The organism is Sphingobacterium spiritivorum (assembly GCF_016724845.1).
Taxonomy (GTDB): domain Bacteria; phylum Bacteroidota; class Bacteroidia; order Sphingobacteriales; family Sphingobacteriaceae; genus Sphingobacterium; species Sphingobacterium spiritivorum_A.
Genome location: NZ_CP068082.1, coordinates 3,647,450 through 3,669,255 on the forward strand (window position 1 = coordinate 3,647,450; position 21,806 = coordinate 3,669,255).

Here is a 21,806-nt window from a genome sequence, read left to right on the forward strand (position 1 = left end):
ATATAACCTATGAAAAGAAATTTATTAATTGCGCTGCTTTCAGGTGGTATTCTGATGAATCTTTCCTTCGTTACTGATACGGAAGTCACAAAAGAAGGAGAGGAGAAGATTGTATTTGCATCCGGAAAAGACGGATACGAAAGTTATCGTATTCCAGCTGTTATCAAGGCTGCGAATGGTGATATCTTAGCTTTCAGTGAAGGAAGAGTGGCGCATGCCGGAGACTTTGGAGATATCGATATCGTAATGAAAAGAAGTACGGATAAGGGAAAGACATGGTCAACTCTGGATAAAGTAGTGGACTATGGAAACTTACAGGCAGGCAATCCTGCTCCCGTGCTGGATATGACGGATCCAGAGTATCCGAAAGGACGTATCTTTTTGTTCTACAATACAGGAAACAATCACGAGGGTGAAATCCGTAAAGGGAATGGTGTGCGGGAAGTCTGGTACATCACCTCTACAGATCAGGGAGAAACCTGGTCCTCTGCAGTTAATATAACGACTCAGGTACACCGACCAAATGCACCGTCATTTCATCCGGCCTATACCTTTAAAGAAGACTGGAGAAGCTATGCCAATACTCCGGGACATGCTATGCAGTTTGAGTCCGGAAGATATAAAGGACGCATCTTTGTATCTGCCAATCATTCTGCCGGTAATCCTCAGGCTGCTTTTAAAGATTATCAGGCACATGGTTACTATACGGATGATCACGGCAAGACATTTCATCTGGGAGCTACTGTACTGGCTGAAGGTGGCAATGAATCCATTGCTGCGCAGATCAGCGGGGGCCGGTTGCTGATGAATAGCAGAAATCAGCAAGGTCAGGTGCGTAACAGGTTAATAAGCGTCAGTACTGACGGAGGAGCAAGTTGGGATACTACTTACTTTGATAAGGATCTTCCGGACCCTGTCAATCAGGGAAGCATATTATCACTGAGTGGAAAAAAACAACTGCTGGCTTTCAGTAATGCAGCAAGTAAGACACAAAGAGACAGCCTGACACTGCGTGTAAGCAAGGATGACGGAAAAACCTGGTTTTATAATAAGCGGATTGCAACAGCTCCCGCAGGATATAAGGGCGATTATGCCGCATATTCTGATCTGGTACAGCTGGATGCTAAACGGATAGGCGTGCTGTATGAAAAAGATAATTATAAGAATATCGTATTTCAGCCCGTGAAGTGGCATTAATAAGTATAATATAAAAAAAGAACTCCCGTTATGTTTGTCAGACATAACGGGAGTTTTCAATTCCCGGTCAGACTTCTTCTTAGTATTTAGTGTGTGCTGGTCTTTTTCGAATCCTTACCTTTATTTTTTGTGGTATCCTGATTGGCTTTTCTCGCCATTTCGAACAGTGCGGGGTCAATATGGCAATAACCTTGTGGATTTTTGTCCAGATAATCCTGATGATAGTCTTCCGCTTTGTAAAAATTAGTCAATGGTTTTACTTCTATGGCCAGTGGCTTTAAATAATTTTTGGATAGTGCAGCTATACATGTTTTGATTACAGAAAGATCCTTTTCGTCTTTGTAATATATACCTGTCCTGTATTGTTCTCCAATATCATTACCCTGACGATTCAGACTGGTCGGATCTATCGTTTTAAAATAAAGTTCTATCAGTGTTTTGAGAGCTACCTTTTCCGGATCATAGCGCACTTTTACAGTTTCGGCATATCCGCTCTTGGTATGGGAGACGATATCATAGGTCGGATTTTTGGTCTTTCCGTTTGCATATCCCACCTCAGTGCTTTTCACACCGTTGATTTGTTTGAAAAAATGCTCCGTTCCCCAGAAACATCCTCCTGCAAAATAAATTTCCTGCGTATTACCTCGCTCTGTCTGAGGGACTGAAGTCGTGTTTTTACTCCTGACAAGTCCGATACTCAGCGTGAAGATTATTAAAGTCATGATGCTGTATTTCATGGTGTTGCAATTTGATGTTAACAGATTTTTTTAGTTCGTACGGATAGGGGATGGCAGAGAAGGAAGCATAAGGCCAAATCCAAGCAACAGCAGATCTTTAAGGATAAAAAAGTCTGTTGTCGGAATGCCTTCTCTGAATTTCCACATTCCCGAAGTGGTGAAAAGGAAGCTCAGGGTAAGCACAAATGTGATAATCATACCGATAGATGCTATTTTTCTCAATTTGATCCATTTTATACTCAGTATCAATACAAGTGCCAGTAATATTTCTGTAATACCTATGATGTTGGACACCTGTTGTATAGTAAAGATACTGTACATCCAGGAAAGTAATGGATGTTGTTCCATCAGTGGTCTGATCGCCTCGGCCTCTACAGCAGTAAACTTATAAATTCCTATCCAGAGGAGTATAAGAACACTTCCTGCCAGTGAAATAAAATATCCGGCTCTGTACATGACTGTTGGTCTGCTGCGGGATGTCGAAATTAAAGATTCCATGTCTATGATCAATTGATATTAACTATTCGATTTATAGTTATAGTCGCTGCCTGATCAAAATCCTGACACAGAAAGAAGTTATTTTTTTATGTTTTGTTTAACTTTTTCTATAAAGTCCTTGTTGTCAGTAAAATATTTTTTTGCATCCCCCTCATGCTGTTTGATATAATAGGCAATTGCATGTTCAATAAAGTCGGCTTTCTTGGAATAGATATGACAGGATTTGCAGGCCTTCAGATGTACGCCGAGCTGTATTTTTTTCCATACCGGAATATCCATATGCAATCTCTTTTCCACTAACAGTGTTGCCTGACTGCAGGGGAGAATGATAGTATGTATGATCTTGTCAAGCATTATTCGTGTTATTAAACCATTTGATATCGAGGCATTTTCGTAGCTGCATACGGCTTCGTTGCAGGATCTTCCAGTAATTAGTCGTTGAAATACTGACTTCCTGACAGATTTCTTCTGCTTTTTTTTGTTGAATGTAACATTGCCTGATTAGAAATCCCCATTTCTGAGGGAGTGCCTGAAGACATTCCTGAAGTGATTTATTGAAATTCTCATTATCCAGAAGAGATGCAGATGTGTCTGTGCTGATATCCCAGTGATGCCGTACATCCTGATCTCGCCAGCTTCCGTTCTCATCAAAAAAGTAATCCATACTGACAGTTTCATTACCCTTGTATTTGCGTCTGTACAGATCAGCGGCTTTGTGGTTTAAAATGCCTTTAAGCCAGGTCAACGGGCTACTCTTTCCCTGATAACGATCTTTCATCAGAAAAGCAGTCATAAAAACATCCTGTACCAGATCTTCCGCATCCTCTTTATTGGCCAATAAAAAATAAGCCTGTCTCAGTAGCGATCCGGAATAGTTTTCGATCCATAGTTCAACATCTTTTTGGGAAGAACTCATAGGTATTTAATAATTGATTGCAAATATCAGCATTCAAAAGTATCAAATTGTCCGGATATAATTATTAATCCTTGTCATTTCCGGATTTTTTTGTTGTAAAAAATATTTAGGTTACCCTATTTAAATACTGTGATAATATTGCTTATCTTGTATTCGGATCATAAACCCTCAAGTTTGTGCGCTCCAATTTATTAATCCTAAAATGCGAACCTATGAAAAGCATTGTGACTATAGCAATAGCAGGGCTGCTCTGTTATTTCATTTTTCGTTGCATCAATACTTCTGCTCAGGCGGGGCGTACAGCTGATAACAGATTGCAGATGCGTATGCATGCTGCTTATATGTATTTTGGCTATTGCTGTCTGATGATTTGCGCAGGCATCGTAGGTGGTGTGATATATGATTATTCAAAGATAGATGCTGCTGCGACAGTGCTTGCAATTTCCGTTTTTCTTTTGTTTGGCATATTGGGAGTCTATAATCTAAAATTGTATTATGTGCATACCGTACTTTATAATGAACATCATATCACCTGTTATAATACCCGGGGACAAGAAAAGGTGATTCACTGGAAAGATATCAGACATGCCGTCTACAATACTTATACGGGAAGTATAAGGCTGTCCAGTAGTCGCAGGGAGTATATCATTATTCATCATGATCTGGGAGGTATTGACGATTTTTATCAGGAGTTTTACAGGCAGAAACCCCGTATAGCTCAAAAAGTAAAAATAAGAGTATTGACCTGAGCGCTATAAAGATCAGTGAATATAATTTAGTTACTCCCTGACACACCGCATAATTACCTCTTTTCCATCCTTAATTCACCGCAAACTTTAGTAATTCCCATATACTAAGAGTTTTTACTTTCAAAATTTCTTATTTAAGAATCTGATTATCAGTGTTTTTTTTGTTATTTCAAAAGCTGGCGATAATATTTCTGTTATTTTTTTTCAAATAGACTAGCCCTTAACCGGTGGGATTGCCGTCATATACTAAACCAGAGTATATAACCTTTTGAATGAAAAATCAGGAAGCAAAAGCGCTATTGGAAAGATATCGTAACAATAGATGTACGGAAGAAGAATTAAATCTTCTGTATTCTTGGTATGTGCTGCATAATGCAGAACAGCCGGATAGTCTATCGTACAGTGATTGGATCTCGCTTATGGATATGCAACTCACCGACAGATCAGTCAACAGGAAGATCATTAGACGGAAACAGATAGCCGTGGCGGCATCCTTAGTACTTTTTTTAAGTGCAGGTCTGCTTTATTATTATAGAGGACAGCAGGCTTCCCTTCCGGAAGACCATTCTGTGATCGTACAATCAGTCGGGAATAAAGCCATGCTTACCTTATCCGGTGGTGAGCAGATTAGTCTGGAAGATGCACAGCAGGGTGATCTGGCCAGAAAATCAGGTATTAAAGTGACCAAAACAGCGGACGGAGAAGTCGTCTTTACTGTTGCGGATGCACATGCAGTAAAAGAGAAAGCGGAGAATACCCTTTCGACACCGAGGGGAAGACAATGGCAGGTGCGTTTAGCAGATGGGTCGCATGTGTTTCTTAACGCTGCATCTTCTATAAGCTTTCCAAGCTCTTTCTCCGGATTAAAGAACCGTATAGTCAAACTCAAAGGAGAGGCTTATTTTGAGATTGCAAAGGATAAAGAACATCCTTTTATTGTCCAAACGGAAAAACAACATATAGAAGTGCTGGGTACACATTTCAATGTAAGCAATTATCAGGATGACGGGTATGTCCGTACCACTCTGCTGGAAGGTACTGTAAAAATACATACTGAAAATGCTTCGGTAGCAGATGTATTATTGAAACCGGGGCAGGGGGCTTGTTATAGCGGCAATACACTACAGATAACAGAGGTAGATGTTGAAGAATCGGTAGCATGGAAAAACGGGGAATTTAGTTTTGCAGATGAAGATATCTATGGCATTATGCGCAAAATAGCACGATGGTATGATATAGAAGTTGTCTATGTCAATAAGACAAATAAGGCAACTTTTGACGGCAAAATATCCGTTAACAGACCACTGACAAAAACCTTACATCTGCTAAAATCAACAGGCAAAGTCGATTTTCAAATAAAAGGAAGGAGGGTGATCGTGATATAAACATTTACAAATAACAGATCAAAAAGTAAACGAAAAGAATATCCTGCCCGGGATACCATATTGCTTTACTATTGATACGTATACTAAACCTCAATCACACTAACTATTAACCAGTCCCTGTTTCCAAAAAATAGGGGATTTAAATTTAAATGTATGAAATTTCACCTGAACCATTTGGTTTCAAGTCAGATCCGGCAAATCGATAGGATGAGATGTCTGATGCGTTTTCATCTGACTCTTTTTATGCTCACCACATTTTTTGTGCAAATTAGTACAGCCTCCTATGCGCAGAGGATAAGTTTGAATAAAACAAATGCACCACTACAGCAGATATTTAAAGAGATAGGTAAACAAAGTGGTTATGATTTCGTGTACAGTACGGAGCTGATGAAACAAGCTAAAAATGTAACTGTCAACGTAAGTAAAGCTTCTTTAAAAGAAACCTTGGAAGCATGTTTTACCCGACAACCTCTTGATTATGAAATCTATGATAACAGTATCATTGTCAAAGAAAAACCAGTGGTTTCAAAAGTAATGATAGGGTATCAGACAATGCAGATTACGGTTACGGGGTGGGTCACAGATGAAAAAAATAAACCTATTCCTGGAGTAACAATCAGGCAGGCTAACAGTAAGGTTACTGCCATCACCGACTCTTTCGGAAAATATAGTATAAAAATTTCGGATAGGAATGAAGAACTAATCTTCACACATATAGGGTACGAAGTATATAAAGTAAAACCGGGTAATGAAAATGTCATTATAGCTGTATTAAAACCAGGCAAAAATGAACTGGAAGATGTGGTCGTTACAGGATTGTTTTCTAGACCAGTTGAAAATTTTACAGGAGCGGCGACTACAGTTACCGGCAAGGAACTCCGGGAAGTCAATGCTATGAATGTATTGCAAGCCCTGAAAGTATTTGATCCCGCTATTCGCATGCCCGATAATATACAGATGGGCAGCAACCCTAATACACTCCCTCAAATCAGTTTACGGGGTACTAATAACTTTCCTGTGCAGGGAGGATCTGCTAAAATTCCCAGTTCAGGAGCTGATTTTATGTCCGCTTATGTATCTAATCCCAGTATGCCCCTGTTTATATTAGATGGTTTTGAGGTCAGTTTGCAAAAAATATATGATCTTGATATTAATCGTGTGGCCAGTATTACTATTCTGAAAGATGCTGTAGGTACTTCGGCTTATGGATCCAGAGCTTCAAATGGTGTAGTAGTAGTGGAGACTATTCGGCCTAAAGAAGGTAAATTACAGCTCAGCTATACCTCAACCCTGCAAATTACAGGGCCAGATCTTACTTCATATAAACTGTTAAATGCAGCCGACAAACTTGATCTGGAAGTGAAGGCAGGAATGTATAAAGATGCAAGACTGAACCCTCAGAACCAACTCTATTATGATAAGTTGTATTCAAAAAGAAGAGCCGATGTAGTAATGGGGGTCGATACCTATTGGCTGTCTCAACCTTTACAAGTAGGTATAGGTAATAAGCAGTCTTTATACGTAGAGGGAGGGGACGAATTTATTCGATATGGTGTAAATTTTGGATATATGGCAAATCGTGGTGTAATGAAGGGATCTTCAAGAAAAAACTACGATGGAGGAATGTTTTTATCTTACCGAAAGAAAAGCCTGTTGGTCAGAAATCAGTTAAATATCAGCGCCAACCGTGCTGACGAATCGCCGTGGGGAAGTTTTGCTGACTATTCATCTCTTAATCAATATTGGTCGCCATATGACGAAAAGGGCAGAATTAGAAAAATAATGGAAATTATTTTAAATCCAGGCTATTTAGATTATGAGGATATTGTTTCTAATCCCATGTACAATGCTACTTTAGGTACAGCAAACTATGCTAAGTATGTAGGCTTTAATAACAATACTATGCTGGAATTACGATTGGATAACGGTCTTAGATTAACCGGGAAATTGGGAATTACCAGCCAAAAAGATCAATCAGATCTCTTTCTGCCGGCAGATCATACTGATTTCGTCAAAATGACAGATTATAATAATCCGGAATATTTTAATAGGGGAAGATATAGCAAAACCAACGGCAGTTTTTTATCCTATGATGCAGGTCTCTTTATTGACTATAGTCGCAGTATTAATAAGCATCTTATTTTTGGTACATGGGGTATATCTGCCGCTCAGCAAAATAGCCAAAGCTATGGTATTACTGTCAGAGGTTTTCCAAATACCAGACTTGATGAGGTTTTTTTAGGAAACGGTTACCAAAAAGACAGTCGTCCCATCGGCAAAAATAATATCAGCAGGCGAGCTTCAGCATTCACCAGTCTAAACTATACTTATAACAGACGCTATCTTGCTGATTTTTCCTTCAATATCGACGGATCTACGCAATTTGGAGCCAGAAACCGTTATGCACCCTTTTGGGCTGCTGGTCTGGGCTGGAACCTGCATGAAGAAAATTTTATGTCAGAGCTGAGTAAGAAAACCATCAATCGATTCAAGATAAGAGTTGGAATAGGTACCACTGGAAATCAGCAGTTTCCACCTTTTATGGGGATAAGTACCTATCAGTATAATACTTCGCAGGACTATTTGGGTATGTTAGGGGCGTCATTAATGGGCTTTGGAAACGAATCTTTACGCTGGCAACAAACGTTAAAAAGAAATCTGGGAGCAGATATTTCTTTACTGAAAGACAGAATCGGTATACGTATCGATGCTTATCTGGAAACTACCAACGATATGCTATTAGACATTAATACACCCCCTTCATTAGGTGTAAGCAGTTATAAGGAAAATGTAGGAAGGCTTCAGAATAGAGGTATTGAAGGAAATGTCAATGTGTTTATTCTGCGAAATATGGAAAAATCTACCACCTGGAGTGTATTTATAAATGGCATTCACAACCAAAATAAAATAATAGAAATCTCCAATTCTTTAAAAAGGATGAATCAGGACAATGATGCTATCCGGGATCCTGACGGTAAGTTAAAGCAACTCAGACCACAGCTCAGATTTGAAGAAGGACAATCAGTGAATGCCATTTGGGCAGTGCGTTCTGCAGGTATAGATCCTAGCAACGGCCGGGAAATTTTTATTAAGAGAAATGGTGATATTACTTATGATTGGAGAGCATCTGATAAAGTGATTGTAGGGGATGCTCTGCCAAAGCTGAGAGGTAACCTGGGAACGAATGTTAACTACAAAGGCATACAGTTAGGCCTGTATTTTAGCTATCAATGGAAAGGACAATTGTACAACCAGACACTGGCGGACCGAATAGAGAATGCAAATATGTCTCGCAACGTTGATGAACGGGTATTGCTTGGAAGATGGCAAAAGCCGGGTGATAAAACTTTTTTTAAAGGTATAGTAGATCTTAACGGAGAGACTGTTACCACACCAACCAATGCTACTTCAAGGTTTTTACAACAAGACAATTTTATTCAGTTGGAAAGTCTTTCACTAGGCTACTTGTTTGCAAACAAAATCACTGCAAAATGGGGCTTGAAAAATACACGTGTAAGTTTTCAGTCTAATTCCTTATTCAGATTTGCAACTATAAAGGCCGAACGCGGATTAGATTACCCTTTTGCCCGAAACTTTACATTCAATATAAGTACCTCACTTTAATGAGCTAAAGCTATGAAACTAAAAAATAAATATTTGTTCTTCTTCTTACTTGCCTGTAGCCTGTACGGTACGGCATGTACAAAATGGCTCGATATAAGGCCTAAAACTGAGGTAAGTGAAGTTGTGCTGTTTGAAAATGAACAAGGATTCAAAGATGCAATGACTGGTGTATATACCCAAATGGCCTCCCGTGATCTCTACGGACGGGAGTGCACAATGGGGCTCATTGAAGTCCTTGCCCAAAATTATGACGTTAGTCTCAATACACATAGTTATTATCAGGCCAGAAACTACAATTACAATAGTATAATGACGAGACCTAAAATTGATTTTTTCTGGAATTCGTCTTATAAAGCTATAGCCAACCTTAATAACTTATTGAAACAAATAGATCAAAAACAGAATGTGTTTAGCGGAATCAATTATCAGATCATCAAAGGGGAGGCGCTGGCATTAAGAGCTTTTTTACACTTTGATCTGTTGAGAGCCTTTGGTCCTGTACCTGTTGGTAATATGGATACCGAGGCTATTCCATACCGAAAAGAGTTTGATATGAATATCAGACCTTCGCTCAGCCTGAGACAAGTAACCGATGAATGTATCAATGATCTTAATGCAGCCGGCAAACTATTGGCAGCTGACAAAAACGTCTACTATGGACACAGTGACGTATATAGATCCTTTACCCGTAATCATATGAACTACTGGGCTGTAACCGGCCTAATGGCAAGAATATATTTGTACAGGGACGAAAAAGTACTGGCATATCAAAAGGCTAAGGAAGTGATCGATGCAAAAAAATTTCCTTTTATAAGCTCTTCTGCTATCAGCAACAGTAATTCTGCCCCTGACAGAACCTTCAGCACCGAACATTTGCTTGCAGTTTATGTAGCCAATCTACGAGAAATTAACGATGAATTATTCAGAGCAACAGTGGATGCCAGCCAGATACTTAATAACACAAATGATTTTATCAACACTCGTTTTGAAACCAGATTTGGAGGAAGTACAGATTACCGGTACCTGAATTTATGGAAAACAGATGGTCCAACAGCCACAAAATATCCTGTAAAGTATCGGTTTGATGATATTGGCAGTAATGCCAGCGCTACTACAATAAAGAGAGTTCCTTTGATCAGGCTTTCTGAAATGTACTATATCTGTGCTGAGACGAGCAACGATAAAGATGAAAAAATTGACCTCCTGAATGAAGTAAGAGCAAACCGGGGGTTACGTGCGTTATTAAAAACTTTATCAGATGAAGATATTGAAAATGAGCTTTTTAAGGAGTATAAAAAAGAATTTTATCAGGAGGGTCAACTCTTTTACTACTACAAACGCAAAAATAAGTTGAAGATAGATGGTTACGGGCCTGAGGTTAGCAGCAAAATATATGTACTGCCATTACCTGACGATGAAATAGAATATGTCACTGAATAAAATATCAAAAACAGATGAAAAAATATACATATCTGATTATTGGCTTGCTTTGTTTAGTAAGTGCAGCCTGTCAAAAGGATAAATTGATGTCCTTTGATCAAAAACCAATGGTATATATCTATAAGACTAGTCAGTCATGGGTGCAGAGCTTTTACACAAATGACAGCGTTACTTACTCTTTTGCTGTACGGCCGGATAATACGCAAAACGATACCATTCTAATCCCGCTCAGAATTATGGGGGATGTAGTAAATTATGACCGCAAAGTAAATTACGAATTAATGAACAGCTCTTTGGCTGATAAGGAAAGTTATCAGTTGTTACCGGCAGTAATTAAAGCCGGTAAATTTGATGGTCATATACAGGTATTGGTAAAGAAAGCTACTTCACTCAAAGAAAAGGAAAGCAGACTATGGGTAAAAATAATAGCTTCAGAAGATTTTGAACCCGGCATAGTCAACCAGCTTACTTATCTGATTAAGATTAATAATTACCTTTCCAGACCTGCAACATGGACCGATGACTATCTTGGAAAGTATAGTAATACCAAATATGACTTTATTATAGAAAATACAGGATATATCAGCTTTAATGAGTTTAATGAAAGTGAAATGTTTTTTATTACACAAACCTGTAAAAACGCTTTATTGGAATACGAGTCTCAAAATAATAGCCCGCTAATGGATGAATATAATGAACCTGTAGTGTTCCCCTAATCTTTTTAATCAAACAGACATGAAAAAATATAGCAGTATACTTTTGGGAATATGCTACCTGTTAATTGCAGGCTGTTCCAAAGATAAAGGCAACTATGATTTGGTTCCCATCAATCAGATCAGTATCGATGATCAGGTAACAGGAACTATTCCTGTCTTTCAATATGATAATCTGAAACTAACACCCAGATTGGAACAAACTATGGCTGTGGATGAGGATAAACTTGTCTATTCCTGGCTGGCATATGCTGAAGCCAATCCAAAAACTTCTTATCCTATCAGTAATACAAAAAATCTTGATGTGAAAATAGAATTGTTGCCAGGTAATTATATCATACTTTACACGGTCAAGGATACACAGACTGGAGTGCTGTTTTTCAAAGAATACAAAATAGCGGTTAGCACCAGACTGAGTGAAGGCTGGATGATATTGGAGGATATATCGAACGGAAAACAGGAAATCTCTATGATTAATGCGAGTGATGAAGTGTTTCATAACCTTTATCAAACGGCTAACAATGGTCAGAGTTTACCTGATAATGCACATACCATAAGGGTCGTAAATTCAGGGCGTGGCAATGCACAACGTATATTTGTACTGGCTGATAATAATGCAATTGAAATTAATTATGCAGGGTTTAAAAAAATAGACGAAATGAAAGACTGGTTTTTCTCTATGCCATCTGTTGTTAATGTTCAAAATTACAGTTATGGTAAGTTAGGAGCCGTAGCCTTTGTTGTAAATGATAGTGAGTTATATTCGTTAAGTCTAATGAGTGGTGAAGACCCGATTTATAAATTTGGGGCTCCTATAAAGGGGGATTGGAAAATATCACCCTATATTTTCCCGTTCACATTTGGGGACTATGCACTGTTGTATGATGTTAAGAATCAGAGGTTTTTGGCTCATTCTTACGCATCTATATCTTCCCTTTCTAATCCGCCGGGCTCTGCTTTTGATCCTGGAAATGTTGGTAAAGAAATGGTTTTTGGAGGAGCAGGCTCGAGCTTTGGTAGTTATTATAACTGCCTGATGAAGAATAATAACGAGAATAAGTTCTTTGTATATACGGTAGATGCCAGTGCTTTTACTGATGTTATTGCAGTGGAACAATATGAAGTTGAAGACGCAGCTGAACTACAGAATGCCAGTCTTTTTGCCTTTTCCGGAATGTTTCCGCATATGTATTATGCGGTGAACAATAAAATTTACCTGTTGGATATACCTGCTCAGAAATCAAGATTGGCATATAGTTTTCCCGCAGGTACGGAGATAACGGCTATTAAACTGAAACAGTCAACAAGCCTTGTAGTTGACTATCCTGATGATAATAAGCAGTTTGTAGCAGCTACCTATCAGGGCGGAGAAGGTAAAATATACAAATTTGACATTAGCAATACAGGCGATTTTGAAGGTGATACCTATGCAAAGGAATATACCGGGTTTAAGAAAATTAAATACCTTGAATATAAAAATAAGAAATGATTTCTGAGCAGGAAATCTGAAGTGCTTTTTTGGTTGCTTAATTCTAAGAATAAGAAAAATGATAAAAAAATTTTTAAATGCAGCTGTTTTAGTCTCGATGTCTGTGTGCCTCTTTGGACAACAAAAAGCCAATCCTGTGCAAATCAAAGGAGAATTGAAATATAAAGCAGATAATGTACGGTTGTTCAAAGTCAGCGAAGGCCGGATCATAGAAATTGCAAACAGTACAGTAGCAAAAAGCGGGAGGTTCGGCTTTCTGTTTTTTCCGGATTACGAAGGTATATATGTATTAGGGACAGGAAATGAAAATCAACAAATGGATAACTACAAGTTTTATCTGAAAGGGGAGGATCAGCTTGATATTACGTTGATGGATACGACCTACCTGCTTAACGGTACATCAAATTCAAAAGAAAATACGATTATGAAACAGTGGTTCGATTTTACTAATTCATTGTTTCAAAAATCCATCAATTTTATGAAAGTTCAGAGTACATATATTGACTATTTTCCACAACAGGAGGCCATAATAGCTAAATCTAGAGATTTTTTAGTAGGAAAAGCTACCGGTAATATCCGATTTGACAAGGAAATCAAAACCATTATGCAAATGGATCTGATCAACTATGCAACTTTTTTTATAAGCAGCAGCGCCAGAACGGTACATCCTAAAGTTGAAGAATACAGTCCTTTTTATGCTACATTAAAAACAAAAGAATTGGCTGTAAATACACAGAAAATATACAATTACCCTTATGGCCAACAGGTGCTCTCGTCCTTAGTCTGGATGAATATGGAGCAGGATAAAGTTGGTAGTGATGGTCTGGTCAAGGCAATCGAGTATATACCAAATGACACCTTAAAAGGAGATTTAGTGCTTGAATATCTAGCTCAGATCAAAGATTACAAAAGATATAAATCTGTTACTGATAAATATGGAAAATATTTGCTTACCAAAACACAAAAAGAAAATTACATTAGTCTTATAGCTCCTTTACTGACTTATGACCGGGGAACCGACGGTTTTGAGTTTGATTTTCCAGATAAGAATGGAAACCAGATTTCTTTTAGCAGTCTAAGAGGTAAAATAGTGTTGGTTGATGTCTGGGCAACCTGGTGTGGACCTTGTAAAGCAGAGTTTCCCTATTTAAAACAGCTTGAAAAAGATATTCAGGGTAAACCTATCCAGATAGTAAGCATTTCAGTAGATGACAATGAAGACAAAGAGAAATGGTTAGAAATAATTAAAAAAGAAAGTTTGGGTGGGATACAGCTATTTGCCGGATCAAAAGATAATTTTTCTGATTATTATAAAATAAATACTATTCCTCGTTTTCTGGTCTTCGATAAGAACGGAAAAATTGTTACTGTAGATGCTCCACGTCCTTCAGACCCTAAATTAAAAGAACTGTTACTTTCAGAAGCAGATAAATAATAAAGAAAAACTGTTGTTACCCAATTCCCTCTCCTTTCTAAGGAGAGGGTTAGGGAGAGGTTCTGCACTTTTATTATCAACTTTTCTACCAATACATCGGGATCTTTCCTTAAGAAAGAGAGAATAATTATAACAACAGTTCTTACATATTAAGTACAGATTGTATTGTCTGCCTATCCTTTGACTCCTCCTAGTATACTGAAGGTGATAATAGCCAGTACAATACAGGTAATAATAATATACAGACGATCTCTTTCCAGAACAAATCCAAAAAGTGAACAGATAATCCGTAATACAGGGGTAGCAATAAGAATGACAACACCAAACTGAATGATCTGCGGTGCCTGAAATTTGCCTACACCTTCCAGAATACCACTTATTGTAGTATTGACTTCCCCTTCACCAACAAAATGCTGATAGTCCGGTACCAGTTGTTGCCCGTGAGCAATAAGGTAAACAATACCTCCGATGATCACTACTATTGAGGCGGAAATAACACCGATTCTTAATATCTGACCTACCAGAATCTCAATATCCTGATCTGCCCAGTAGTCTTTAGAAAATATTTTTTTCATATGATTAGAATTGATGATTAAGACCGTTGTAGATCATTTCGATAGCGACCAGTGTGATGGCTACCGCAAAGATGATCCGTAATACTTTTGGATTGATTCTGGTCAGTAACTTCGAGCCTGTAAATGCTCCGGCGAGTACACCCAGTATCACAGGAAAAGCGATTCCCGGATCCATATATCCTCTTTGCAGATATACAACGGCCGAGGCTGCTGCAGTTACACCTATCATAAAATTGCTGGTTGTCGTACTCACTTTAAATGGTATACGCATAGCTCCGTCCATAGCCAGGACTTTCAATGCGCCCGAACCAATACCCAGCAGTCCGGATATCACGCCTGCAAGTGTCATAATAGAAAAACCTCCGGCTACATTCGTCAGCTTGTAAGATACACTTTTGCCATTAACAGGGTAATCGTTGTTGAGCTTGAGCTTTTCAGCCAGTTTACTGCCTTCTGTAAGTGCGCTCTCGTTTTTCTTTCTTAAAGTCATAGCAGCTGAAAAAATGAGTACGACACCAAATATAACTGCAATAGTATTTGTGGGGGTATAGATCGCTACAAGTGCTCCGATCACAGCTCCCAGCGTCGTAGCGATTTCCAGAAACATTCCGAGACGGATATTTGTAATACCCTCCTTTACATATGCCGTAGCTGCACCGGATGACGTAGCAATAGAGGCGAGTAGAGCTGCACCAATGGCATACCGGATATCTACATGAAAATATAGTGTAAGCAGAGGGATAACAATAACGCCTCCTCCTAATCCGGTCAGTGATCCCAAAAGACCGGCAAAGTAAGCTCCCAAAAGCAGGATAAGTGAAAAGATAAGGATGGTCATGATGAATGATTATTAGTCAGGATGCTAGCCAATACATGAAGAGCCTGTTGCTCATCCTTAGCTTTAATCGCCTCAAACAACTGTTCGTGCAGATGATGACTCATCGCAAAGTAGCTGATTCCGCGAGGTTCACGTTCCTGAAAGAAATTAGAAATTAGATGTGTGAAATTCTGGTATAAAATAAAGAATACATGATGATTAGCAGCTGACGCAATGTGCAGATGAAATTGTATGTCAGCATGGATACAGGCGGATTTATCTTCCGTGAGGATAGCCTCTTTCCGGAGTTGCAGGTAATGTGCTACCTTATTGAGTTGCGGTATGGTAGCAGAAATACAGGCTCTGCGCACGAGTTCAGCTTCTAAAAGCCTGCGGGCATCATTTACTTCTTCAAAATTTGCCGTCCGTAAATGTTCATCGATAGCAGACTCTTCTGATAGCTGTCGAACGTAAGTTCCGTCACCTCGTTTGACCAACAGTATACCCGAGCTGGCTAAGGAATTGATAGCTTCCCTTATGGTAGAGCGTCCCACTTTATAGATATCCATTAATTCACTCTCACTGGGAATCTTATGTCCGGCCACATACAGACCATGCTGTATATCTTCTTTGATGCGCTTATAGACTTGATCTGATAGTCTTTCTTTTTGTTTTATCATGATCTTACAGTAAAAAACAATACAAACATATGATGTTTAATTTAAACATCATATGTTTGTAAGGAAAATAGCATAAATTGTTACAAAGCAAGAAAAGGAAACTTTGTATAATACATCAGGAAAACATTTCTTAATGGTATTTTAAACAGGTTGTATTATTCCGGTATTCTTACACAGAAATTCTATAAAACATATATAAATTTGTATAATATGTATTTGTCAGGAAGAGACAGCCTGTACTATTTTCTGTTTCTGCGTGTAGGAAGATGAGGGGGTATATCCAGTTTGAAATCAAAAAGCTGGACTGGCTGAATTTCTAATGCCCGGCAAACAGCCATCAGTCCGCTGACAGACATATTGTTATCACCTCTCATTATTCGGTATACCTGACTGTAACTGAATCCGGTTCGGTCCTCTATATCTTCGAGTGTGATTTCTTTCGCTTTAGCAATCTTCCAAAGATTATGACGAATTACTCTTAATGTTTCTCTATCAATATATTGTTGTACCATTTATATCAAAAAGAGTACATATCTGTGAATTTTATTATTCCAAATTTGGAATAATAAAATATTATCTTTAATATTGACATTAATGTTGATGGAGTAAAAATAATTATTTTTAAAGGTTTGTTTTCGTTGTTTATCAATTTTTGTAAATTCAATAAAAACATGAGTGTAATTTTTTTTAAATAAAAGTAATTTCTGATCCGATTGTGCTTTTTTAACCCATAGGGTCAGCAAGTTCTTTATAAGAAGGCTTTATGAAGCTTTTTTTGATTCTTTTTCATAATTGTCGAATGCGCGCGCTGTAATTCCCCCCACGACTCTGATCCGATTCCACTTCTATAATAAAGTAGTCGTAAATTACAGCGCAAGCGCTTCGATAAATTTAAATATTCTCTAAAACAGAATGATAAGGTCACACCTGAATTTTTCGATTTTCTGTCCGTAGCTCATTCTCATATTCTTTTAAAATAGTAAATTTGAATGCCTTCGGACGTATTTCGTACCTTACTTGATATCGGGAATAAATAAATTAAATCATTATATGGAAGAATTACTTGCTCAATTGTCTGCCAGACAAGCAACATTTGCCGATGTACTGGCTTACATCGCTGTTCGCTATGATTATACACCTGCAGCTTTTCAAAACGGACTGCAATATAATGCTGCAACCGAGAATCAGGGAAGTGCGAAAGTATTTGCATTTGCTCAGGATCAGGAGCTTAGCCAAGACCAGACATTGACGTTATTTGCAGAACATTATGCCGCTGTACTGGAAACACCTGAAGGTACTGACCATCAGAATATCCGACAGTTTATGATTAATGGCTGGGAGGGTATCCGTTTTGAGGGAGAGGCCTTGAAATTGAAATAAGATTAGCTGTTAAACAATAAAGGGTAATGATTATATAATCATTACCCTTTATTGTTTTTTTATTAATCCCAACCATCCAGTAATCTTCGGTGGTAGTTGATCTGTCCGAGATGATAAGCCAGATGAGTGGTAAGGTGTATTAAAAAATACATTACTGATGTCTTTTGATCAAATACCAATATCGGATATTCCTTATCTAGATCGGATTCAGATAATGCATTCAGCGAATCGCGAACTGTCGTTATCGTATCATCCAGATGGCGTATGAGTTCAGCTCTTGGAATATCCCGCAGAGAGAACTCCAGTTCACGATGACGTATATATCCGGTTTTGCCTATTTCAGCACCTATGTATGTATTTAAATTTCCGATAAGGTGGAGACATAAGTTTCCGGCAGAGTTTGCAATTCCTTTTTCTGCGATCCAAAGGTTTTCTTCATGTTTATACAGGAGAATCTCTATTCTTAATTTTTGAAGATCCCGCTCAAATAGTGTCTGCAAGGTATCTATAAGCATATGGAATATATTAATTTCTTTTATTTAAAGATACCTTTTTCTCCAGATTTTCAATAATAACAGTTGTGTAATCCTCTTCATTAAGAGCTGAAGCCTGAGGCAATGCACCTGGACTGAATACATTTATCTCCATGATCTTATTGCCAACGATATCCAGTCCGACAAAGTACATGCCGTCATGTTTTAATTTTTCAGATACTTTTCCGACCAGTGTCAGGATCTCGGGAGTGATATGTGCAACCTGTGCTTTAGCTCCCTGATGAATGTTGCTTCGTATTTCTCCAGCCTGCTGTACGCGATTGACACTTGCATATTTACCGTTAACAACTACAGGTTCGCCATCCAGCAGGAAAAAACGTATATCTCCTTTCTGAGCTTCCGGCAGATATTCCTGGGCGATGAGATATCCGTCTCTGCAGATTACTTCAACGATCTGTTTCAGATTTTTGACTTCATTCTTATTCACCATAAATACATTCTTTCCACCGGAACCTTTCAGGGGCTTGAGAATGATATGCTGATCCTGCTCCTCAAAAAACTGCAATACGTCTTCATAGCTTCTGGTTACCATCGTTTTGGGTCTCACTTCTTCCGGGAAGTTTTCCAGATACAACTTGTTTTCTGCATCAATCAATGCATGAGGATCGTTGATGACCAGGACATTCTGTTTTTGAGCAAGCTGTGCAAACTGAAGTCCCATAGTAGCGGCCCACGGCCTGCCGATCATATCCAGTACCGGGTCAAATCTCAACCACATGACATCAATATGGTCCATCTCGATCCGTAGTTTGGCGGTAGAACGCAGGATATCCAAAAGTTGCTTAGTGTCTTTGATATCCGGTGAAGGAGCTACAGATCTGGCATGAGCAGCGACTCTTTCTTCTTCCAGATAAACAAAATCTGCCAATCCGATATAGCAGATGTCATGCCCGCGCTGCAAAGCCCGTAATGCCAGCAAGGTGGTCGTGAAGCTTGCCTCTTCTTTGTGTGTTTGATTAATAACAAATGCGATTTTCATATAATAGATAGATGTGTTTTAGAACTTAGAAAGGTTGAAGATATTCCCGCCCTGTGTGATAGCACTGATATTGTGAAGATACGGTTCTGAAAGATACCGGGGTTTGAGAACAGGGGCAAGGAGCAGACCGCGCTGAGTCAGTTCCTCTACAATAGGGATATAATCTTCCCTTATTTTACCTACAGTCAGTGCTGACAGATTCCGTCCCTGACGTATATATTCGATAATACCCAATAATCCTTTGAGATAGAGGGCATCCTTTGTAAGGCCACCACCGCGGTACACCCGGCTCGTCATATGAAAAGCTGTTTCCTCATCAAACTCATAATCTTCGACAAGTAGAAAGAACGTATCAACAAATGTATTTCCGGCAAGCATATGATGTACGGCTACCACCCGCGCAGCCAGAATACGAAGTCTTTCCGGAGTCAGTCCGCCGACCATAAATTCGGAAAAGACGGCCATCCCCTCCTGAAGCTGCTCATAACCGGGTACACCCAGACTGAATAATTTGAAGGGTTGAGATTTCCCGTTGAAATAGGTGACGATATGCGTCCCTACTTCATGCTGCAGAAGAGCTAGTGCGCGTGATTTTTCTATACGGTAGTGGGTGCTGATATTAAGTATTCCCCGATTGACCATGATACCGGAAATGTCCTCCCGTACCCGAACTCCGCTTTCCAAAGTTGGAAGTTGATGCTGCAAAAAGCGAAGTTCTTCCCTCGCCAGTTTTGCAAATTCCTGCGCATTCAGCATTTCGGTATTTGTATTTGCGGATTTGTTGACTCCTCCGTAAACAACCAAAATAGCCTTTGCCGTTTCCAGCAATTTATCATCCACGTTGCCGAATATCTGCAGACTGCCATGTAAGAATCCGGTATTGCCTCTATCCATGAGCATGGTCATCATAGCATCCAGTTCTTTTCGTTTATCACGAAACAGATAAGCAATCGTCGGATCATCCAGATCTTCTATACGCAGATTATACAGATTTCGCTTTACCAGTTCAGGATCTATCGGCATAGGACGATACTGAAACCGGGGCGTTTTCATAAATTTATCTTTTCTGAATTGCAACCAAGCCTCATGTGAATTGATAGGACTGACAAGTAATAAGAAATCAAACCGCTGACTTTCCTGTGCTAAAGCGCGATCAATCTCCCATACCAGAGGTTGCAACTCCGTAGTTCCCAGCATCTTAAACTGGGAAACTTTCATCGAAGTGTGCATGCGTATAAATTCCAGAAAACTCTTTCGTATACTTCTGGAAAACGTATCGCGGTAGCTTCGCAGAATCAAAGGATAGGGTTTGCCTGTATGCGGGTCTATATATCTCGGTTTAATACTCAGGCCAAGTCCCAGCAATTGTTTGAATTCCGGAGCCTGAGGATCGACCAGCGGTTCAGTACCTGACGGTTTTGGGAATTTCGTTTCCTTTTGAAGATCTATGTTGAGATGGATATACGGATCATCGCTACTCTGCAGGCTTTTACGAAGTTTTTCTGCAATATTAAGAGCAGTCTTTTGAGACAGATGAATGGCAATATCCTGTTCCAGATCTTCTTCTCTCCAGATTTCGATAAGCAGGCAGGAGCCGAATTCTTCTATAAGCTGACGCACGACAGGCTGCACTATGCTCTGAAAATTAATGTCTTTTTCTTTGCCAATTAAAAACGAAACCTCAGATTTGGCCAGAGCTGATATCATCTGATCTTTCCCGGATTCAGGTATACGGTATACCAGCAGAAAAGGATTGATCCGTTTGAAAACCAGTTTGCCGTCTCCGGCAAACTGAATGTGTACAGGCTCCTTTTGTTTGATCGCCTGAATAGCTTTCTGTATTGATTTAGCCTGTTCCATATATTAACTGATTTGATCGGGTACCATTAATGCGACAGAGCGCTCCAACAACTGGCGGAGTTCCTCCAGACGTTCAGGATACAACTCACCTGTCCATTCGTTCATAAAATCTTTCCTGAATTCTATAGACAATACACATCCGTATGCCCCGTAACGCTCATTGATCCACTTAGACAGATTACCGCCGGAAAATTTAACATTTTCACGGATATCAATTTGTTGGCCGTCAATCTTCTGTGTCTCTATGTAAGAAATGAACGTATTGATAAACGGTCTCCACTTAGGATCGTTGTGAATAGTTCCGACATTGATTTGCGGGTTTGTCAGCGTGTCCGTTATTTCATCCGGACCTGAACGTTTACTGTTGTAACTATGGATGTCATAGATAATAAAATATCCGTACTGCCGGATAGTCTCTTCTAACAGTAAGCCTATCTCGCTTAGTATGCTGTGATATGCGTTCTGCATTTTAAGAATCTGTTCTTCCTCAGGATGTATCTTCCATACCTGTAAGCCCCATGCCTGATCAGGATGCAGGTAAACAGCATTTTCCAGTGGACGATTAAGATCAACCTGAAAACGGGATGTATGTACTATAAACTGGCTGGTATCAATAGCTGTGAGCATGCCTGTGTAAGGATCTTCTTCACGCAGACGTTCTGAAGAGGAGAGTTGTATTAATCGCTGCAGATCGTCATGCACCACATGGCCATCATGTACAGCAAAGGCCCATACAGGCCCGTCTTTTTTCTTCAATGTATAAGCAATATCCATAAGC

At 39.1% G+C, this 21,806-nt stretch carries 21 protein-coding genes; 9 read left to right on the forward strand and 12 right to left on the reverse strand.

The features are described 5' to 3' along the window. Positions 1-9: 9 nt before the first annotated feature. A complete protein-coding gene (locus tag I6J03_RS15495) occupies positions 10-1,197 on the forward strand; it encodes a sialidase family protein (protein WP_201693795.1) in 1,188 nt (395 codons plus the stop codon). Positions 1,198-1,283: 86 nt separating this feature from the next. On the opposite strand, the gene msrA is transcribed toward I6J03_RS15495, so the two are convergent. The 4 genes from msrA to I6J03_RS15515 form a co-directional block, all read right to left on the reverse strand. Continuing rightward, the gene (msrA, locus tag I6J03_RS15500; RefSeq protein WP_232279641.1) at positions 1,284-1,919 is read right to left on the reverse strand and encodes a peptide-methionine (S)-S-oxide reductase MsrA; all 636 of its coding nucleotides are present in this window, start codon (positions 1,917-1,919) and stop codon (positions 1,284-1,286) included. 45 nt (positions 1,920-1,964) lie between these two features. Continuing rightward, complete coding sequence (locus I6J03_RS15505; protein ID WP_232279640.1) at positions 1,965-2,432, reverse strand: DUF417 family protein; 468 nt, start codon at positions 2,430-2,432, stop codon at positions 1,965-1,967. 78 nt (positions 2,433-2,510) lie between these two features. Continuing rightward, positions 2,511-2,786: a hypothetical protein gene (locus tag I6J03_RS15510; protein WP_003004607.1), complete on the reverse strand. Its 276-nt coding sequence runs from the start codon at positions 2,784-2,786 to the stop codon at positions 2,511-2,513. Beyond that, positions 2,779-3,348, reverse strand: coding sequence for a sigma-70 family RNA polymerase sigma factor (locus tag I6J03_RS15515; protein ID WP_003004604.1), 570 nt, complete (start codon positions 3,346-3,348; stop codon positions 2,779-2,781). Before I6J03_RS15515 ends, I6J03_RS15510 begins: the two co-directional genes overlap by 8 nt. A gap of 212 nt (positions 3,349-3,560) precedes the next feature. Here I6J03_RS15515 and I6J03_RS15520 point away from each other — a divergent pair, with 212 nt between their 5' ends. The 7 genes from I6J03_RS15520 (at position 3,561) to I6J03_RS15550 (ending at position 14,183) form a co-directional block, all read left to right on the forward strand. Next, on the forward strand, positions 3,561-4,097 hold the full coding sequence (locus I6J03_RS15520) for a hypothetical protein (protein WP_003004601.1): 537 nt from the start codon (positions 3,561-3,563) through the stop codon (positions 4,095-4,097). 272 nt (positions 4,098-4,369) lie between these two features. After that, positions 4,370-5,482, forward strand: coding sequence for a FecR family protein (locus I6J03_RS15525; RefSeq protein ID WP_201693796.1), 1,113 nt, complete (start codon positions 4,370-4,372; stop codon positions 5,480-5,482). Between the two features lie 153 nt (positions 5,483-5,635). After that, positions 5,636-9,106, forward strand: coding sequence for a SusC/RagA family TonB-linked outer membrane protein (locus I6J03_RS15530; protein ID WP_232279639.1), 3,471 nt, complete (start codon positions 5,636-5,638; stop codon positions 9,104-9,106). Positions 9,107-9,118: 12 nt separating this feature from the next. Beyond that, the gene (locus I6J03_RS15535; protein ID WP_201693797.1) at positions 9,119-10,546 is read left to right on the forward strand and encodes a RagB/SusD family nutrient uptake outer membrane protein; all 1,428 of its coding nucleotides are present in this window, start codon (positions 9,119-9,121) and stop codon (positions 10,544-10,546) included. Between the two features lie 14 nt (positions 10,547-10,560). Then, a complete protein-coding gene (locus tag I6J03_RS15540) occupies positions 10,561-11,262 on the forward strand; it encodes a DUF4843 domain-containing protein (protein WP_003004583.1) in 702 nt (233 codons plus the stop codon). Between the two features lie 19 nt (positions 11,263-11,281). Next, positions 11,282-12,748 (forward strand): PKD-like family lipoprotein, encoded by a 1,467-nt coding sequence (locus I6J03_RS15545; RefSeq protein WP_003004580.1) that lies wholly within the window; start codon positions 11,282-11,284, stop codon positions 12,746-12,748. A 58-nt stretch (positions 12,749-12,806) separates the two neighbouring features. Next, a complete protein-coding gene (locus I6J03_RS15550; protein ID WP_003004577.1) occupies positions 12,807-14,183 on the forward strand; it encodes a TlpA family protein disulfide reductase in 1,377 nt (458 codons plus the stop codon). A gap of 173 nt (positions 14,184-14,356) precedes the next feature. On the opposite strand, the gene I6J03_RS15555 is transcribed toward I6J03_RS15550, so the two are convergent. The 4 genes from I6J03_RS15555 to I6J03_RS15570 form a co-directional block, all read right to left on the reverse strand. Beyond that, positions 14,357-14,758 (reverse strand): DUF1634 domain-containing protein, encoded by a 402-nt coding sequence (locus I6J03_RS15555; RefSeq protein ID WP_003004576.1) that lies wholly within the window; start codon positions 14,756-14,758, stop codon positions 14,357-14,359. 4 nt (positions 14,759-14,762) lie between these two features. Further along, positions 14,763-15,596, reverse strand: a complete 834-nt coding sequence (locus I6J03_RS15560) for a sulfite exporter TauE/SafE family protein (protein WP_003004572.1) — start codon at positions 15,594-15,596, stop codon at positions 14,763-14,765. After that, a complete protein-coding gene (locus I6J03_RS15565; RefSeq protein ID WP_003004569.1) occupies positions 15,593-16,255 on the reverse strand; it encodes a FadR/GntR family transcriptional regulator in 663 nt (220 codons plus the stop codon). The genes I6J03_RS15560 and I6J03_RS15565 overlap by 4 nt, the downstream gene beginning before the upstream one ends. Positions 16,256-16,494: 239 nt before the next feature. Then, the gene (locus I6J03_RS15570) at positions 16,495-16,767 is read right to left on the reverse strand and encodes a helix-turn-helix domain-containing protein (protein ID WP_003004562.1); all 273 of its coding nucleotides are present in this window, start codon (positions 16,765-16,767) and stop codon (positions 16,495-16,497) included. A 538-nt stretch (positions 16,768-17,305) separates the two neighbouring features. Here I6J03_RS15570 and I6J03_RS15575 point away from each other — a divergent pair. Beyond that, entirely contained in the window at positions 17,306-17,635 is a 330-nt protein-coding gene (locus tag I6J03_RS15575; protein WP_003004556.1) for a HopJ type III effector protein, read from the forward strand. Positions 17,636-17,697: 62 nt separating this feature from the next. Here the strand turns inward: I6J03_RS15575 and I6J03_RS15580 are convergent, their stop codons facing one another. Genes I6J03_RS15580 through I6J03_RS15595 form a run of 4 tightly spaced genes read right to left on the reverse strand, consistent with a single transcriptional unit; the run spans position 17,698 to position 21,802 of the window. Continuing rightward, positions 17,698-18,150: a DinB family protein gene (locus I6J03_RS15580; protein ID WP_003004553.1), complete on the reverse strand. Its 453-nt coding sequence runs from the start codon at positions 18,148-18,150 to the stop codon at positions 17,698-17,700. A 10-nt stretch (positions 18,151-18,160) separates the two neighbouring features. After that, complete coding sequence (locus I6J03_RS15585) at positions 18,161-19,168, reverse strand: ATP-grasp domain-containing protein (protein ID WP_003004549.1); 1,008 nt, start codon at positions 19,166-19,168, stop codon at positions 18,161-18,163. Between the two features lie 18 nt (positions 19,169-19,186). Continuing rightward, positions 19,187-21,028, reverse strand: a complete 1,842-nt coding sequence (locus I6J03_RS15590) for a flavohemoglobin expression-modulating QEGLA motif protein (RefSeq protein ID WP_201693798.1) — start codon at positions 21,026-21,028, stop codon at positions 19,187-19,189. Between the two features lie 3 nt (positions 21,029-21,031). Next, on the reverse strand, positions 21,032-21,802 hold the full coding sequence (locus I6J03_RS15595) for an N-formylglutamate amidohydrolase (protein ID WP_003004540.1): 771 nt from the start codon (positions 21,800-21,802) through the stop codon (positions 21,032-21,034). Positions 21,803-21,806 lie beyond the last annotated feature (4 nt).